The sequence below is a fragment of the Cryobacterium sp. TS_SC_7 genome (assembly GCF_056156285.1).
Window position 1 is genome coordinate 2,694,561 of record NZ_CM149589.1, and the last position, 16,133, is coordinate 2,710,693.

Sequence of the window (16,133 nt, forward strand, 5' to 3'; positions counted from 1 at the left end):
GTGCTGGTCGCTGTCGGTCAATGCCTCTCGGTGCCGGTCAGCGCAGGTCGGCTGCGATGGAGGCCGCGGCCGTCACGAGGCGGGCGCCGATCTCGGCGGCGCTCTGTCCGCTGGCGAGATAGACGACGGCCAGCGCGGCCGGTGCCTCGCCGGGCACGAAGAGTGGCACCGCCACGGAAGCCAGCCCCGGAATGACCTCGTCGTGGCTGGTGGCGAAGCCGCGCGTGCGCGCGGCGGCGGTCTCGTCCCGGCGCGCTTCGGTGCCCAGGTGTGCCCACTGGGCCGCCGTCAGCAGTGACTGGATGGCGATTCCGGGCGCTCCCCGGCCCAGCGGATGCCGCGTTCCCGGCCGCTGCGCCACCGTGGCAGGTGCCTGCCGCGGTTCGACACTGACCAGGGTCACCACCTCCTCCCGGTCCAGCACGGCGACGAAGGCGGTCATCCCCAGTTCGTTCGCGACGTTCGTCAGCTCGGGCAGGGCTGCGGTCTGCAGGCCGCGGGCGACGCCGCGGGCGAGCGCGGCCATCCTTGGTCCCAGACGCATGGTGCCCGCGGCATCCCGCAGCACGACCCCGTGGTCTTCCAGTGTGCGCAGAATTCGGTAGGCGATCGAGCGATGCACGCCGAGGGCGGCCGCCACGTCGGCGATGCTCATGGCCTGATCGGACTCGGCGAGGATCTCGAGCACACGAATTCCCCGGGACAGGGTCTGCGAATGCGGAGCACTCTTCGAGGCGCTCCTGCTCGTGCCAGGCTCACTTTCGCCGTTCGCGCCGCTGGTGCCGGCGCCGGATTCGCGGGCGCCGGGTTCATTCGCGTCGGGCTCGTCATTCGCGCCGGGCTCATTCGGGGCGGGCTCGATGGCGCCGCTCATCCCGCTCTCGCTGGGTTGGATTGCCCCGCTCATCCCGCTCATTGACGTCGCCACGGTGCCATTCTCGCATCCGCGGTTCCGCCCCCGGCGGATGCGCAGGTCCCGGACGCCGGAGCCGGTGGCCAACTCAGGAGATCCAGGTGCCGCGGCATCCGTCGCCCGGACCCGTGCGGCAACCGGTCGATGCCTAAGCCCCACGAGCAAGCCAGCACACCACCAAGCCAGCACGCCACCAAGCCAGCACACCAGCACACCAGCAGGCCAGCAAGATCTGGGCTCCCTGGGCTCCCTGGCTCGCGGTTCCCCCGCCCCCTCGTGCATAACTCCTGCAAATTGTGCGGGCCGAATCGTGCTTCCGCGGATTTCCGCGGGTGGGGTCCGGTTCCTGGACCAAATTGCAGGAGTTATGCCGAGCGTGCCGTGGCCAACTCAGGAGATTGTGGATGGGGGCGATCGAATCGGCGCATACCGGCGCGGACCAGTGCGGCCAAGCGCAGGCACGGGGTGACCACCGCACCTTGTCTCCTGAGTTGGCAACCGGGGTCCGGTTGCCCGGTTCGTGCAATCGTGCGCTCCCGCCGCGCATCCGTGCGCCGACGGGCAAGACGGGCGGGCGAGACCGGCCTATCGTGAGCCGAAATGAATGAGATCTGGGTGTCCGCGTGCCTGGTCGCCACGGTTGCGGCAGCCGGCCTGGGCGCGGGCTGTGCGCTCGCCGGGCTCCGGATGCCGGGCCACGCCATGGTCGCGGCTCCGGCCATGGTCGTCATGGCCGTCTCGTGCGCCGACATGGTGTTTCCCGATATGCGGCTGCTCGCACCCCTGCCCTGGGCGGCACTGCTGGTCGGGTCGGCGTTGCTGGCCCTGCTCGACCGGGCTCACCGCGGGGCCGCCGCTCACCACGCCGCGTCCCTTCTTCTGATGGCGGTGATGTGGGCGGCGATGCTGCCGACCTCGGCGACCTCGGCGACCTCGGCGATGTGGGCGACGTCGGGGGCCACCGCCAACGCCGCCGCAGCCGGAACCGCAACTGCAGCCGGAAGCGTAGCGGTCGGGCCCGCCGCGGGAAGCGACCCGCATGCCGGGCATGAGCTGGCGTTCACCGACGGTGGTTTGCTGCTGGCCGGGCTCATGGCGCTGGTTGTGGCGGCATCCGTTGCGCTCGCGGCCGGCGCCGTGCGGTCGGCGCGCCGCCCGGCCGAGGAGGGAGCAGCCCCGGCGCTCCAGCTCGAGTCGGCCCAGCATCTGAGCATGGCGGTGGCAATGGCGTCAATGGCGGCGGGGATGTTCTTGCCACTGGTCAGCGGCTGAGCATCAGCCGACCTTGGCTCGGCGCGGACTCAGGGCAGCCGGGAGTATCTCCATCCCGTGGACTGGCCCGCCTCCGCCTTCGGCTGGGGATGCCTGCCCGCGTGTGGGGGCTAACTCTGGAGCTGCGTCGCGGCACCCGCAATTAGCCGCCCCAGTCCGGGCCCCGCGGTCAACCGCCACCTGGATCCCCTGAGTTAGCCCCACGTTGGAGCCCGCCCCGGTGCATAACTCCTGCAAATCGTAGGACAGCCGGCTGCGTTCCCGGTGTTTCAGGGGACGGCGGATCCGGCATCGATCAAATTGCAGGAGTTATGCACTCACCGTCCGGAAGCCCGGCCGTCCACTCCCGCCCGCCTGCGCCCACCCCGGCTCCGCCAACGGCCAACCGCCAACGGCCGACGGCCGACGGCCGACGGCCCGCGATTAGACTGAGCGGATGCCCGTCATCGAGATCAGCGACCTCAGCGATCCGCGTCTCGTGGACTATGCCCACCTCACCGATGTGGCGCTCAAGAAGGCGCGCGGCACGGAGCATGGACTATATATAGCCGAATCGGCATTGGTCCTCGAGCGGGCCCTGCGCGCCGGTCACCGCGTCCGCTCGGTGCTCGCGCTCGGGAACACCGCCTCGGAGGCCCACGCCCTCGTCGGTGACGACGTGCCCGTCTTCGTCGGCCCGGGGGAGATGCTCGCCGAGCTCACCGGGTACGTGCTGCACCGCGGCGTGATCGCCTCGATGCACCGGCCCGAGCTGCCCGATGCGGAGGAACTGCTCGCCGGCGCCCGCCGCATCGTGATCCTCGAGAACGTGTCCGACCCCACGAACGTGGGCGCGATCTTCCGCTCCGCCGGGGCCATCGGCGCCGATGCGATCCTGGTCACGCCGCGCTGTTCCGACCCGTTCTATCGCCGCGCCATCCGCGTCTCGATGGGCACCGTGCTGCAGGTGCCCTGGACCCGCGTCGGCGATTGGCCGAGCACCCGCGCGCTGCTCACCCGGCACGGTTTCCACCTCGCCGCGCTGGCCCTGACGACGGATGCCGTCAGCCTCCGCGACTTCCCCGGCCACGAGCACGAGCGGCTGGCGCTGCTGCTCGGCGCGGAGGGCGACGGGCTCACCCCGGACGCGCTCGCGGCATCCGACACCGTGGTGCAGATCCCGATGAAGCACGGCATCGACTCCCTCAACGTGGCCGCAGCCAGTGCCGTCGCGATGTGGGCGCTGTCCAGCTGACGCGCAACACCCCGGCTGCCCCACACATCCACACACGCCCCACGGGATCAGCGCCCGCGGCGACGAGCAAGCCTAGGCTGAGGTCATGAGCAACGAGGCTGTCATTGTCGATGTCGTACGCACTGCGTCAGGTCGAGGCAAGCCGGGCGGCGCCCTCTCGGGCGTGCACCCCGCGGACCTGCTGGCCGGGGTACTGAGCGAGCTGGTCACGCGCAACGGGCTCGATCCCGCGCTCGTCGATGACGTGATCGGCGGCTGCGTGAGCCAGGTCGGGGAGCAGTCCTACAACGTGACCCGCACCGCCCTGCTCAGCGCGGGCTTCCCGGACACGGTGCCGGGTGCCACCATCGACCGGCAGTGCGGCTCCAGCCAGCAGGCCGCCACGTTCGCCGCGCAGGGCGTGATGGCCGGCAGCTACGACGTGGTCATCGCCTGCGGCGTCGAGTCGATGAGCCGCGTGCCGCTCGGCAGCTCCCTCACAACAGCAACCGGGCACGACCCGCACGGACTCCGGATGCGCGATCGCTACCCCGACGGCCTCGTCAACCAGGGCGTCGCCGCCGAGTTGATGAACCAGAAGTGGAAGCTGGGCCGCGGCGAGCTGGATGCCTTCGCCGCCCGCTCGCACCGCCTCGCCGCGGCCGCCGCCGAGCGCGGCGACTTCGACGGCGAACTCCGGCCGACGACCCTGCCCGACGGCCGGGTCGTCACCGAAGACGAGACCATCCGTCCCGGCACCACCCTCGCCTCCCTGGCCACCCTGCCGCCGGCGTTCCGCACCGACGCCCTCGCCGCCCGGTTCCCGAAGCTCGACTGGCACGTGACCGCCGGCAACTCCTCGCCCCTCACCGACGGGGCGTCCGCGGCCCTGATCATGAGCGCGAAACGGGCCGCGGAGCTCGGCCTCAACCCGCGGGCGCGGTTCCACAGTTTCGCGGTCACCGGAAGCGACCCGCGGCTGATGCTGACCGGCGTGATCCCGGCGACCCGGCGCATCCTGGAACGCTCCGGGCTCAGCATCGACGACCTCGACGCCTACGAGGTCAACGAGGCCTTCGCCACCGTGCCGCTCGTCTGGCTGCGCGAACTCGGCGCCGACCCCGCCCTGCTCAACCCGCGCGGCGGGGCGATCGCGCTGGGCCATGCGCTCGGATCCTCGGGCACGCGGCTGCTCGGCACCCTGCTCAACCACCTCGAACTGACCGGCGGCCGCTGGGGGTTGCAGACCATGTGCGAGGGCGGCGGCATGGCCAACGCCACCATCATCGAGCGGCTCTGAGATGCGCATCGACGGATGCTCCGCCCTCGTCACCGGAGCGGCGTCCGGCCTCGGGCTGGCCACCGCCGCCGCGCTGGCCGAGGCTGGGGCGGCGGTCGTGCTGCTCGACCTGCCGGGTTCAGCGGGTGAACAGGCGGCGGCCTCGATCGGCGACCGGGCCCGTTTCGTGCCCGGTGACGTCACCCGGGCCGAGGATGTGCAGGCCGCGGTCGACGCCGCGGTCGGGCTCGCCCCGCTGCGCATCGTGGTCAACTGCGCCGGCATCGCCCCCGGCCAGCGCACGGTCGACCGGAACGGCACCCCGCTGCCGCTGGAGGACTTCGACCGCGTCGTGCGCATCAACCTTGTCGGCACGTTCAACGTGGTCCGGCTGGCCGCGGCCGCCATGCAGGCGACCGAGCCCGTCGGCGGAACCCCCGACGGCCACGGCGCGACCGGCGCGACCGGCGCGATCGATCAGACCGTGACCACCGTCCCGGAGCGCGGCGTGATCATCAACACGGCATCCGTCGCCGCCTTCGACGGTCAGATCGGACAGGCGGCGTACGCCGCGTCGAAGGGCGGTGTCGCCGCGATGACCCTGCCACTGGCCCGCGAATTCGCGCGGTCGCTGATCCGGGTGGTGGCGGTCGCGCCGGGCGTGTTCGACACCCCGCTGCTGCAGGGTCTGCCGGAGAGCGTGCGCGAGTCTCTCGCGGCGCAGGTGCCGCACCCTGCACGCCTCGGCAACCCGGCCGATTTCGCCGCGCTCGTGCGGCACATCATCGAGAACCCCATGCTCAACGGCGACACCATCCGCCTCGACGGCGCCATCCGGATGCCGCCGCGCTGATCGGCGCCGAGCCTGTACATCCCCTACGAGCCGTGCTGTCACTCCTGATATTAGGATAGGCTTACCAAAGCAACACGGGCCCCGCCCGCCGACAGTAGGGACACGCAACACGATGATTTCAACACGCCGCCTTGCACTGCTTGCCGCGATCGGAACGGTGACCCTGCTCGGGGTGACCGGGTGCAGCGCCCCCGAGGAATCCGCCCCCGCCGCCACCGGCGCAGCCACCCCATCGGGCTCGATCACCGTGTACAACGCTCAGCACGAGGAGCTCACCCAGGCCTGGGCCGACGAGTTCACCGCGGAAACGGGTGTCACCGTCACGCTCCGCAACGGCAGCGACTCCGAACTGGGCAACCAGCTCGTGCAGGAAGGCGCCGCCTCCAAGGCCGACGTGTTCCTCACCGAGAACTCGCCCGCGATGAGTCTGGTCGACGGCGCCGGCCTGTTCGCCCCCGTCGATGACGCCACGCTCGAGCAGGTGCCCGAGGAATACCGTCCGTCCACCGGAATGTGGACCGGCATCGCCGCCCGCTCCACCGTGTTCGCCTACAACCCGAGCCTGCTCAGCGAGAGCGAACTGCCGGCCTCACTGCTCGACCTCGCCGACCCGGCCTGGGCGGGCCGCTGGGCCGCGTCGCCCTCCGGCGCCGACTTCCAGGCCATCGTCAGCGCGCTCCTCGAACTCGAGGGCGAAGACGCCACGCGCGACTGGCTCGCCGCCATGAAGCAGAACGCGGTCGTCTACAAGGGCAACAGCACCGTGATGAAGGCCATCAACGCGGGCGAGATCCCCGCCGGCGTGATCTACCACTACTACTGGTTCGGCGACCAGGCCGGCACCGGCGAGAACAGCTCCAGCACCGAGATGCACTACTTCAAGAACCAGGACCCCGGCGCCTTCGTCAGCGTCTCCGGCGGCGGAGTGCTCGAAACCAGTGCCAACCCGGTCGCCGCGCAGGCGTTCCTCGCCTACATCACCGGCAAGGGCGGCCAGGAAATCCTGAAAACCGGCTCCTCCTTCGAATACCCCGTCTCCGACGCGGTCGACGCGAACGACGCGCTCGTGCCGCTGGGTGAACTCGATGCCCCCGTCATCGACCCGTCCAAACTCAACAGCACCACGGTCACCGATCTGATGACCGAGGCCGGTTTCCTCTAGGCTGCAACTGGTGATACCTGCAGCCCCCTCGACCGCGACTCCGGCGCCCGACGAGTCGGGCGCCGTTCGCGGAGCCGTCGCCGAAACCGGCGCCACGGGTTCTGCGGGGCGCACGGATGCCGCGGTCCGGGTCGGCAAACGGCCCTCACCGTTCATCGTGGCGGCGGCCGTCACCGTGTCGCTGCTCGGGCTGCTTCCGCTCGGCTACGTCATCGTCACCGGTTTCCTGACCGGCTGGCCGGCCCTGTCCGCCCTCGTGTTCCGGCCGCGGGTCGGCGAGCTGCTGGTGAACACGATCGGGCTGGTCGTGATCACCGTGCCGTTGACGGCGTCGATCGGGGTGGCCGCCGCCTGGCTGGTCGGTCGCACGTCCCTGCCCGGGCGCCGGGTGTTCGCCGTGCTGCTGGCCACGCCGCTCGCGGTGCCGGCCTTCGTCAACAGCTATGGCTGGGTGAGCGCCGTGCCGTCGCTGAACGGTCTCTGGTCGGGGGTGCTGATCGCCACCCTGTCGTATTTCCCGCTGGTCTACCTGCCCTGCGCGGCCGCGCTGCGGCGCCTCGACACCACCGTCGAAGAGGCAGCCGAGTCTCTCGGCAGCGGCGCCTGGGGCGTCTTCTTCCGCGTGATCCTGCCGCAGCTGCGGTTGCCGATCCTCGGCGGCGCCCTGCTCGTGGGGCTGCACCTGCTCTCCGAATACGGCGCGTTCGCGATGATCCGGTTCGACACCTTCACCACCGCCATCGTCGAGCAGTACCGGTCCACGTTCAACGGTCCCGCGGCCAACGCCCTCGCCGGCGTGCTCGTGCTGCTCTGCCTGTTCCTGCTGATCGGGGAGTCCGGCGCCCGCGGTCGCGCCCGCTACGCCCGTGTCGGCTCGGGCGTGGCCCGGAACGCTCCCCGACGCTCCCTCGGCGCCTTCACGCCGGTCGGCTACCTGTTCCTCGGCGGGCTGTTCGCACTGGCGATCGGGGTGCCGTTCTGGAGTGTCATCCGCTGGCTCGCGCAGGGCGGCGCGGCCGTGTGGGCCGATCCCGTACTGGCCCAGGCCCTGCTGCAGACGGTCGGCTACGGCCTCGTCGGAGCCGCGGCCACCTGCCTGCTCGCGTTCCCGATCGCGTTCCTCGCGGTGCGCTATCCGAGCCGGCTGTCCCGCGGCCTCGAATCGGTCAACTACCTCACCAGCTCCCTGCCGGGCATCGTCACCGCCCTCGCGTTGGTGACCATCAGCATCCGTTTCGTGCAGCCGCTGTACCAGACCACCGTGCTGGTGATCGTGACCTACCTGCTGATGTTCCTGCCGCGTGCGCTGGTGAACCTCCGGGCCGGGCTGGCGCAGGTGCCGGTCGGGCTGGAAGAGGCCGCGCGGTCGCTCGGCAAACATCCGTTCGCCGCCTTCCTGCACGTGACGACCCGGTTCTTCGCGCCGTCCGCCCTGGCCGCGGGGGCGCTCGTCTTCCTCGGCATCGTGACCGAGCTGACCGCCACGCTCCTGCTGGCCCCGAGCGGCACCCGAACGCTCGCGATCCAGTTCTGGTCGAAGGTGAATGACATCGACTACGTGGGCGCAGCCCCGTACGCCCTGCTGATGATCGTGTTGAGCCTGCCGGTCACCTACCTGTTGTTCGCCCGCTCCCGGCTGACGAGCATGCAATGATCGACCAGGGAGGCGCCGTGGGCGCAATAGACCTATCCGCAGTAACCGAAACGGGCAGCCCGACGGGCGCCGCGATCGAGCTCACCGGCGTCAACAAGAGCTTCGGCAGCACGCGCATCCTGGAGGACATCGCCCTGTCGGTGCCTGCGGGCAGCCGCACGGTCGTGGTCGGTTCGTCCGGGTCAGGCAAGACCACCCTGCTGCGTCTGATCAGCGGCTTCGAACTGCCGGACTCGGGCACCATCACCGTGCTCGGCCGCACCGTGGCCGGTCCGGGTGTGGCTGTGGCCGCGCACCGGCGGGGGATCGGGTTCGTGGCGCAGGACGGCGCCCTGTTCCCGCACCTCACGGTGGGTCAGAACATCGCGTTCGGCCTGGGGCCGGCGTTGCGCGGCGGCACCCGCCGGCAGCGCGCGCGGGCCGTGAGCGAGCTGCTCGAGATGGTGTCGCTGAAGCCCGACTTCGCCGAGCGCCGCCCCGACGAACTCTCCGGCGGTCAGCAGCAGCGCGTGGCCCTGGCCCGGGCGCTCGCCCGCCGACCGCGGGTGATGCTCCTCGACGAACCGTTCTCCGCCCTCGACGCCGGGCTCCGGGCCGCCACCCGAGACATCGTGGCCGACACCCTGGAGCGCGCCGGCATCACCACGATTCTCGTCACCCACGACCAGGCCGAGGCGATGAGCTTCGCCCACCAGCTTGCGGTGCTCCGTGACGGCAACCTCTGCCAGGTCGGGCCACCGCGCGAGGTGTACTGGCGCCCGGTCGACCTGTTCACGGCCCGCTTCCTGGGCGACGCCGTCGTGTTGCCGGCCACGATCGGCGACGGTTTCGCCGTCTGCGCGCTCGGCACGGTCGCCGTTGCCCCCACGAGCCTGCGCGGCGACGCCTGCATCATGCTGCGCCCGGAACAGATTGTGGTCGACGAGTGCGAGCCCAGCGTGACGGATGCCGACGCATCCGTGTCCTGCACCGGGCAGGTCGAAGCGGTCGACTTCTACGGCCCCGAGGTGCAGCTGGCGGTGCGTCTGTTCTCCGGCGGCGCCGCGGCACCGGCTTCCGCCCAGAGTTCGGGCGGCACGCTGGTGCACGTGCGGCAGCACGGTGCCATCGGCACCGCCGTCGGCAGTCGCGTCACCCTTGCCGCCCGCGGCACCGCCACCGCCTTCGCCGCCCGCCCCTGATACGCCTACTCGCGCATCAGCATGGCCTGGGCCTCGCGCTCGAGATCGAGGTAGGGCTCACCGCTGACATCCACCGCCACCCGGTGGATCGTGCCGCCGGTGAAGGCCCACGGTGAGGTGCCCGGGTAGTCGCCGGTGACGGCCTCTCCGCTGTCGCGGCCGGCGCAGAGTCCCTCGCCCGCAATCGCGAACCCGCCGGGCTGGGTCTTGATCCGGCCCTCGCCCACCAACCTGTCGCCGTAGTAGAGCGAGAGGATGCCCGTGGACACGTGCGGCGGATCCTCGCCGTCCTTCACGAACGCGGCCGAGATGATCAGCTTCTCGCCGATGGGGAGGTCCTCGGTGGCGTCGATCTTCTGCTCGAACAGCCCCACGAAGTTGTTGACGTAGTGCAGCCGGTTGTCCTTCACGTAGAGGGAGTGGCCACCGAAGCGCGATCCGTGGGCGAAGAGCACTCCCTGGGCGCCCGGAGCCGGGAGGTCCACCAGTGCGCCGATCGAGAACGACCGGTTACGGAGGTTCACGGCCTGCGACTCGGGAACCTCGGAGGTGTTCGGGTAGTAGACGTACCGGTTGCGGGGCCCCGCCATCCTCGGCCGGGGTGTTTGCATGATTTCCAGGGCTGACCGGTCGTCGAGCGGGAACGCCTGGTTCGCGCCGGCCTCGGCGAACCAGAGGTTCACCAGTTCGCGCAGCCGGTCCGGCTGCTCGGCGGCGAGGTTGTGGAGTTCGGCCCGGTCCACGTCGGTGTGGTAGAGCTCCCACTCGTCCGTGTTGAACCGGCCCCACCCGCTGAGGGTCGGATGCGTCGTCACGGCCTTCCACCCCTCATGCCAGATCGCCCGGGAGCCGAGCATGGAATAGAACTGGGTGTGCCGCGTGCCCGTGGCGTCGCGGTCATCGAGGCTGTAGCGCATGCTCACCCCGTCGAACCGGCTCTGCACGTGGCCCTTGATGCGCTCCGGCGGCACGACGCCGAGCACGTCGAGGATCGTCGGCACGATGTCGACGGCGTGGTGGTACTGGTCGCGCAGCTCTCCGCGCGCCCCCGAGCCGGCCGGCCAGGAGATGATGCAGGGGTCGCACGTTCCGCCGTTGTATTCGTAGCGCTTCCACATCTTGAAGGGGGTGTTGAACGCCATCGCCCAGCCGTTCGGGTAGTGGTTGTAGGTGTGCGGGCCACCCAGTTCATCCAGCATGGGCAGGTTGTCGGCCACCTCGTCGGGGAGTCCGTTCATGAACTTCATCTCGTTGACGCTCCCGTTGGGCCCGCCTTCGCCGCTGGCGCCGTTGTCGCTCACGACAACGATCAAAGTGTTCTCCCGCTCCCCGATCTCCTCGAGGTAATCGAGCAGGCGACCGATCTGGTGATCGGCGTGGGAGAGGAACCCCGCGTAGACCTCGGCCATCCGGCTGAACAGGCGCTTCTCGTCGCCCGACAGGGAGGCCCAGGGGCGGGTCTCGTCCATCATCGGGAACGGCTGCCCGTCCGGACCCGACCGCGTCTCGTAGCTGCCGATCGGATTGAGCTGTGGCAGCGCCGTGTCGGGCGGCACGATGCCGAGCTCCTTCTGGCGCGCGAGGATGCGCTCTCGCAGAACCTCGTAGCCGTCGTCGAACTTGCCCGCGTACCGGTCGGACCACTCCTTGGGTGCGTGGTGCGGTGCATGCGCGGCACCCGGCGCGTAATACAGGAAGAAGGGCTTCTCGGGCGCGAGCACCTTGGAGTCCTTGATGAACTCGATGGCCTTGTCGGTGATGTCCACCGAGAAGTGGTAGCCCTCCTCAGGCGATGTCGGCTGGTCGACCGGGTGATTGTCGTGCATGAGGTCCGGATAGTACTGGTTGGTTTCGGCGCCGAGGAACCCGTAGGAGCGTTCGAAACCGCGACCGCTGGGCCAGTTGCGCCGGGTTGCCGCGACGTTCATCTCGTCGGTGGGGCACAGATGCCACTTGCCCACCAGGTAGGTGTTCCAGCCCAGCTCGCCGAGGATCTCCGAGAGCATTCCGTTCTCCGGCGGAACCGTGCCGCTCGCATTGGGGAAGCCCACGGCGGCCTCGGTGATACACGCCATGCTGTTGCGGGTGTGGTTACGCCCCGTCAGCAGGCAGGATCGGGTCGGCGAGCACAGGGCTGTCGTGTGCCACTGCGTGTAGCGCACGCCGTCGTCGGAGATCCGGTCGATGTTCGGCGTCTCGATCGGTCCGCCGTAGCTCGACAGGGCCGAGAAGCCCACGTCATCGAGCACGACATAGACGACGTTCGGCGCCCCGGCCGGAGTCCGGGGTGGTTCGAACGGGGTCCAGTCCGGCTGCGAGTCCCGAATATCGATGTTGATGGTGCCCGTGAACGGTTGTGGCATGGCCTTCCCTTTCGTTTGTCGGGCTTCGTCAGGTCAGGGCGACCGTGCGGAAGCCGATGTTCGCCGCCGAGGAGTCGGGCGTGTTCGAAGCGCGCGCCGAGTTGCGGTAGCGGTTGCAGTACGAGTCGTGGCACAGGTACGAGCCGCCGCGCATCGACTTCTGGTCGCCGGTGGACGGTCCTGGCGGGTTCCGCCCGGGGGAGTGCGTGTAGTAGCCCTCGCTCCACCAATCGGAGCACCACTCCCACACATTGCCCACGCTCTGCCAGACGCCGTACGCGTTCGGTTCGAAGGTCTCGACCGGCGACGTGGTCAGCCAGCCGTCCTCCCGGGTGTTGACCGTGGGGAAGACCCCCTGCCAGATATTGCAGCGGTGCCGGTCACCCCACTCGTCCCCCCAGGGGTAGACGCGCCCGGTCAGCCCGCCCCGCGCCGCACACTCCCACTCGGCCTCGGTGGGAAGCCTCCGGCCCGCCCACGCACAGTAGGCCTGCGCGTCGTTCCAGCTGACCTGCACCACCGGATGGTCGTCCAGGCCGACCAGGGACGACCGCGGGCCGCCGGGGTGCGCCCAATCCGCGCCGCGCACGCCCAGCCACCAGGGAATCCGCGGCGGCTGCCCGAGCACGTCCTCGAGGTCGGCTTCGAGTGCGAGATGGAACACGGCGGAGTAGCCGAAGGTCTCCGACTCGGTGCGATACCCGGTGGCGGCGACAAACCGGGCGAACGCGGCGTTGGTGACGCTGGTCGCATCCAGTCGGAAGGCATCCACCCACACCGGATGCACCGGGGTCTCCCCGTCGCCGCGGTTGCCTGTCCCGGTGGAGTCTCCCATCAGGAACGTCTGCCCGGGAATGGACACCTGCCCGACCGGGTGCCGACCGTTCGCGGGAGCTGCCGAGGGCATCGGCCCGGGATGCGGTGACGGATGCGCCGACGCGGGCGGCCCGGAACCGGGAGCGGCATCCGCCCGGCCCGGAGCGCAACACCGGCCGGGCGGCGCCGCTGGGGCCGCCCGGCCGGGTTCGACCGTGTTGCTGGGGGTGCCGTCGGCCATGGGTCAGTGCGTGTCGAGCTCCGCAGCGGCGGCGTTGAGCTGGGTCTCAAGGTCGGAGGCGTCGACCTCCAGCTTGCGCTCGGTGCGCTTCGCCGCCCGGATGCCGGCCTTGTCCAGTTCGTCGGCGAGGCGGTTCTTGCCGAGCACGATCAGGGCGGCCTGTCCCTCGTCGAGCAGCTCGCCGAGGTCCTTCACGTCGGAGCGGGACAGCCCGCGGGTGAAGTGGCCGATGAGGCCGCCCGTCGCACCGCCGATGGCGGCCATGCCGAGGATGGACGGCGGGAAGAGCAGGCCCACCACGGCGCCCGCCGCGACGCCCGTCCAGCCGCCGTGCTCGCTGCCGCCCCGGCTGATCTTGATGTCGCCGTCGGCATCCTTGGTTGCGATCCCGGCATCGTAGGTGCCGATGATCTTGGCGTCGTGCAGGTCGCGCACGATGGACAGGTCGTCGCGGGCGATGTCGGGATCGTCGTATACGCCGAGGAAGAGGAAGACCGGCTCTTTTTCTCTGGACATGGTGAATACCTCCGTCAGTGAGCATGGGGCAGCGGATGTTTCGTGAGCGTTCGCTGGATGGTTTGGATCGGGGCAGCGCCTCGCCGAAGCCGAGGTCGTGGCCAGCAGATCGATACGGACAGTACTCAGGCTCCCCGGCGCTGTCAACCGTTTCCGGGGCCGCGGGAGACGTCGGGCGGATGATAGCGCGGGTGGCCTCCCGGTTGACCGGCGCCTCAGCCCAGCGAGGTGCCGTCGAGGGCGCCGGACGCGGCGGGATCCGGTAGGCGCCTCATTCGGAACGAGTTCAGCAATCCGAGCAGGCCGGCAAGGATCGGCACCAGGAGCGCCACCTGCAGGGACAGGTTCCGGGCGGCCGTGTTGATGCGGAGGATCTCGTCCTGCACGTCCGGCGACTCCTCGGCCAGAAGCGGTTCCAACTGGGCATTGCTGATCACCTGGGCGTCCTCCTCCAGGATCATCGCGATCTCCTGCTGCTGAGCGGCGGGGATCACGGAGCTCTCGCCGGTCAGGTTGGTGAACGACAGGGAGAGCACGGCCAGCATGATGCCGCCGGCCATCGCCAGGCCGAACGACAGCCCGAATGACCCGGCCGCGGAATTCACCCCGGCGGCCTCGCTGACGCGTTCCTCCTCGATCGGGGACAGCGTGTAGTTGTTCAGCTGGGAGACCAGCAGGCCCAGCCCCGAACCGGCGATCACCAGCGGGATCAGGAGCGCCACGCCCAGGTCTGCGCGCGGCACGATCGGAACGATCAGGATCATCCCCGCTGTGGTGAGCAGGAAACCCCAGAGCACGATGGTGGCAGGGCGCCGCTTCCCGGCCCGCCGCCCGGCGAACACGGCCACGCCGAACATGCTGAGCGACAACGGGGCGATGGACAGGCCGGCCTGCATGGCGTTGTATTCGAGCGTCATCTGCAGGAAGATCGGCAGCGCGATCATGGCACCGCCCAGGGTGATCTGCTGCAGCATCTGCTGGGTGATCCCGATGCGGAACTGCGGGAGCGCGAACAGCCCCGGGTCGAGCAGGGTGAGCGTGCCCGCTTTCTTGCGGCGCACGAGCCAGGTGGCCAGCAGCCCGAGTGCTACGACCCCGATCCCGATGGTCAACCCGACGAACTCGCCTCCCTCCTGCCAGACCAGGATGCCGAGCACCACACCGCCCATGCCGACGACGGACAGGATCGCGCCGACCACGTCGATCTGCCGCCGACCGGTGTAGGGCACGTCACGCACGAGGCGGATACCGGTCAGCACGACCGCGATGATGATGAGTTCGAGCAGGAAGCCGACCCGCCAGGACAGAAAGGTCGTGACGAAACCGCCGAGCAGAGGCCCGAAGGCGGCGGCGATCGCCGCCGCGGCTCCCACCAGGGCGTAGGCCTTCTTGCGGGCGGCCCCCTCGAAGTTGCCGTGGATCAGGGACTGCATGGCGGGCAGTAGCAGTGACGCGCCGAGACCGCCCACGACCGCCCAGAAGATGATGATCGCGGTCAGGCTCTGAGCGAGCGTCATCGCCAGAGCGCCGATGGCGTAGGCCACGAGTCCGAGCACGTAGGCCCGCTTGCGTCCGATCAGGTCGCCGACCTTGCTGCTGATCAGGATGAACGCGGCGGAGACCAGCGCCTCGAGTGCGATCGCCGACTGCACGCCGCTCACGGTCGTGTCGAGGTCTTCGACCACCGCGGAGATGGACACGTTCATCAGCGAGGTGTCGACGACGAGCACGAACATGGCCATGGCCAGCAGGATGGCGAGCTTGGGATTGCCCGTTGCGGCTGTGGGAGCGCTGGGCCTGGCTGCCTCGGTCATGCGGGTCAACATAGTCCCGCCCGGCGTGGCGGGGGAGTGCCGATGAGCCGGCCGGCGGCCCCAAGCCCCGAACGGGGCCTGTCACCTGAGCCGTCTTCCCGGTAACGTTTAGCGGCGGCGCGTCCGCGCAGGAGTGCTGTGCAGCATCCGGATGTTGCAGTTCGTTTCATACCACCAAAGGAATACGTGTTCACTGTCACACGCACGCTGCTCACCGTCGCACTCAGCGCATCGCTCCTCGTCTCGCTGGCCGCATGCTCAGCGCCGACCACCGCGGCACCTGCGGCTGAAAAGCCGTCGGCCGCGACCGCCACACCCACGCCGACGGTCGCGCCGGCCGGGGTCGATGCACTGCCGCTTCTCGCCGGACTGACCGCCACGGCACCTGCCGGCTGGGAACCGGGATCGTGCGCCGCCCTGAACTTCGCCGGTCCCGCCGGTTGGGAGCGGGTGGACCAGCCGGACGCCCGGATCCTGTTCCAGAACAACGCTGAACCGTCGCTGACCCATACCGTTGACGGTCAGGAGGAGTACCTGGTGCAGTCTGTGATGTTCAGCTGCGGGCTGCCGAAGACAGAATGGGACGGTGAGTGGAGTTCCGGTGAGGGTACGGAGTCGTACCGCCTCGACGTTGCCGGCGCCACGTACTCCGCTGTCATCGTCTGGCCTGTCGTCAACTACCAGGCGGAGGGCTACGGTGACATTCCCGGTGACTTCTTCAAAGCCGAGATTCAGATTGTGACGCCGGAGCAGGACTACTACACCGCGCTCTTCACGCTTCCGGCGAACGACAACGCCTACAACGTCGTCGCCCAGGTCGCCAGCGGTCTGAGCGTCGGCTAGCTCGGAAACGCAT

General features: G+C 69.8%; 13 protein-coding genes. 8 read left to right on the forward strand and 5 right to left on the reverse strand.

Annotation, left to right across the window (positions count from 1 at the left end; translation table 11 throughout):
• Positions 1-37: 37 nt before the first annotated feature.
• Positions 38-706 carry an IclR family transcriptional regulator gene (locus tag AC0J5J_RS12410; RefSeq protein ID WP_474900228.1) on the reverse strand — a complete coding sequence of 223 codons (669 nt, stop codon included), beginning with the start codon at positions 704-706 and terminating at the stop codon, positions 38-40.
• A gap of 807 nt (positions 707-1,513) precedes the next feature.
• Here AC0J5J_RS12410 and AC0J5J_RS12415 point away from each other — a divergent pair.
• The 7 genes from AC0J5J_RS12415 (at position 1,514) to AC0J5J_RS12445 (ending at position 9,527) form a co-directional block, all read left to right on the forward strand.
• The gene (locus AC0J5J_RS12415) at positions 1,514-2,185 is read left to right on the forward strand and encodes a hypothetical protein (RefSeq protein WP_474898273.1); all 672 of its coding nucleotides are present in this window, start codon (positions 1,514-1,516) and stop codon (positions 2,183-2,185) included.
• A gap of 436 nt (positions 2,186-2,621) precedes the next feature.
• Positions 2,622-3,419: a TrmH family RNA methyltransferase gene (locus AC0J5J_RS12420; RefSeq protein WP_134423718.1), complete on the forward strand. Its 798-nt coding sequence runs from the start codon at positions 2,622-2,624 to the stop codon at positions 3,417-3,419.
• An 85-nt stretch (positions 3,420-3,504) separates the two neighbouring features.
• Positions 3,505-4,698 carry a thiolase family protein gene (locus AC0J5J_RS12425; RefSeq protein WP_474898275.1) on the forward strand — a complete coding sequence of 398 codons (1,194 nt, stop codon included), beginning with the start codon at positions 3,505-3,507 and terminating at the stop codon, positions 4,696-4,698.
• Between the two features lies 1 nt (position 4,699).
• On the forward strand, positions 4,700-5,530 hold the full coding sequence (locus AC0J5J_RS12430) for an SDR family NAD(P)-dependent oxidoreductase (protein ID WP_474898277.1): 831 nt from the start codon (positions 4,700-4,702) through the stop codon (positions 5,528-5,530).
• A gap of 112 nt (positions 5,531-5,642) precedes the next feature.
• Positions 5,643-6,692, forward strand: a complete 1,050-nt coding sequence (locus tag AC0J5J_RS12435; RefSeq protein ID WP_134423721.1) for an iron ABC transporter substrate-binding protein — start codon at positions 5,643-5,645, stop codon at positions 6,690-6,692.
• 10 nt (positions 6,693-6,702) lie between these two features.
• Positions 6,703-8,346: an ABC transporter permease gene (locus AC0J5J_RS12440; RefSeq protein ID WP_474898279.1), complete on the forward strand. Its 1,644-nt coding sequence runs from the start codon at positions 6,703-6,705 to the stop codon at positions 8,344-8,346.
• Positions 8,343-9,527, forward strand: coding sequence for an ABC transporter ATP-binding protein (locus AC0J5J_RS12445; RefSeq protein WP_474898281.1), 1,185 nt, complete (start codon positions 8,343-8,345; stop codon positions 9,525-9,527). Before AC0J5J_RS12440 ends, AC0J5J_RS12445 begins: the two co-directional genes overlap by 4 nt.
• Before the next feature lie 5 nt (positions 9,528-9,532).
• On the opposite strand, the gene AC0J5J_RS12450 is transcribed toward AC0J5J_RS12445, so the two are convergent.
• The 4 genes from AC0J5J_RS12450 to AC0J5J_RS12465 all read right to left on the reverse strand — a co-directional run bounded on the left by AC0J5J_RS12450 (position 9,533) and on the right by AC0J5J_RS12465 (position 15,277).
• A complete protein-coding gene (locus AC0J5J_RS12450) occupies positions 9,533-11,890 on the reverse strand; it encodes an arylsulfatase (RefSeq protein ID WP_134423723.1) in 2,358 nt (785 codons plus the stop codon).
• A gap of 28 nt (positions 11,891-11,918) precedes the next feature.
• Positions 11,919-12,947 carry a formylglycine-generating enzyme family protein gene (locus AC0J5J_RS12455; protein ID WP_474898283.1) on the reverse strand — a complete coding sequence of 343 codons (1,029 nt, stop codon included), beginning with the start codon at positions 12,945-12,947 and terminating at the stop codon, positions 11,919-11,921.
• Positions 12,948-12,950: 3 nt separating this feature from the next.
• Positions 12,951-13,463 (reverse strand): DUF1269 domain-containing protein, encoded by a 513-nt coding sequence (locus AC0J5J_RS12460; protein ID WP_134423725.1) that lies wholly within the window; start codon positions 13,461-13,463, stop codon positions 12,951-12,953.
• Between the two features lie 215 nt (positions 13,464-13,678).
• Positions 13,679-15,277: an MFS transporter gene (locus AC0J5J_RS12465; RefSeq protein ID WP_474898284.1), complete on the reverse strand. Its 1,599-nt coding sequence runs from the start codon at positions 15,275-15,277 to the stop codon at positions 13,679-13,681.
• Positions 15,278-15,463: 186 nt separating this feature from the next.
• On the opposite strand from AC0J5J_RS12465, the gene AC0J5J_RS12470 reads away from it, so the two are divergent.
• On the forward strand, positions 15,464-16,120 hold the full coding sequence (locus AC0J5J_RS12470; protein ID WP_474898286.1) for a hypothetical protein: 657 nt from the start codon (positions 15,464-15,466) through the stop codon (positions 16,118-16,120).
• Positions 16,121-16,133: the final 13 nt, after the last annotated feature.

Excerpts from the sequence above, each read along its gene's own strand:
- AC0J5J_RS12420 (WP_134423718.1), top strand. The coding sequence starts at position 2,622 with ATGCCCGTCATCGAGATCAGCGACCTCAGCGATCCGCGTCTCGTGGAC.
- AC0J5J_RS12460 (WP_134423725.1), bottom strand. The coding sequence starts at position 13,463 with ATGTCCAGAGAAAAAGAGCCGGTCTTCCTCTTCCTCGGCGTATACGAC.
- AC0J5J_RS12425 (WP_474898275.1), top strand. The coding sequence starts at position 3,505 with ATGAGCAACGAGGCTGTCATTGTCGATGTCGTACGCACTGCGTCAGGT.
- AC0J5J_RS12465 (WP_474898284.1), bottom strand. The coding sequence starts at position 15,277 with ATGACCGAGGCAGCCAGGCCCAGCGCTCCCACAGCCGCAACGGGCAAT.
- AC0J5J_RS12450 (WP_134423723.1), bottom strand. The coding sequence starts at position 11,890 with ATGCCACAACCGTTCACGGGCACCATCAACATCGATATTCGGGACTCG.
- AC0J5J_RS12415 (WP_474898273.1), top strand. The coding sequence starts at position 1,514 with ATGAATGAGATCTGGGTGTCCGCGTGCCTGGTCGCCACGGTTGCGGCA.
- AC0J5J_RS12445 (WP_474898281.1), top strand. The coding sequence starts at position 8,343 with ATGATCGACCAGGGAGGCGCCGTGGGCGCAATAGACCTATCCGCAGTA.
- AC0J5J_RS12455 (WP_474898283.1), bottom strand. The coding sequence starts at position 12,947 with ATGGCCGACGGCACCCCCAGCAACACGGTCGAACCCGGCCGGGCGGCC.
- AC0J5J_RS12435 (WP_134423721.1), top strand. The coding sequence starts at position 5,643 with ATGATTTCAACACGCCGCCTTGCACTGCTTGCCGCGATCGGAACGGTG.
- AC0J5J_RS12430 (WP_474898277.1), top strand. The coding sequence starts at position 4,700 with ATGCGCATCGACGGATGCTCCGCCCTCGTCACCGGAGCGGCGTCCGGC.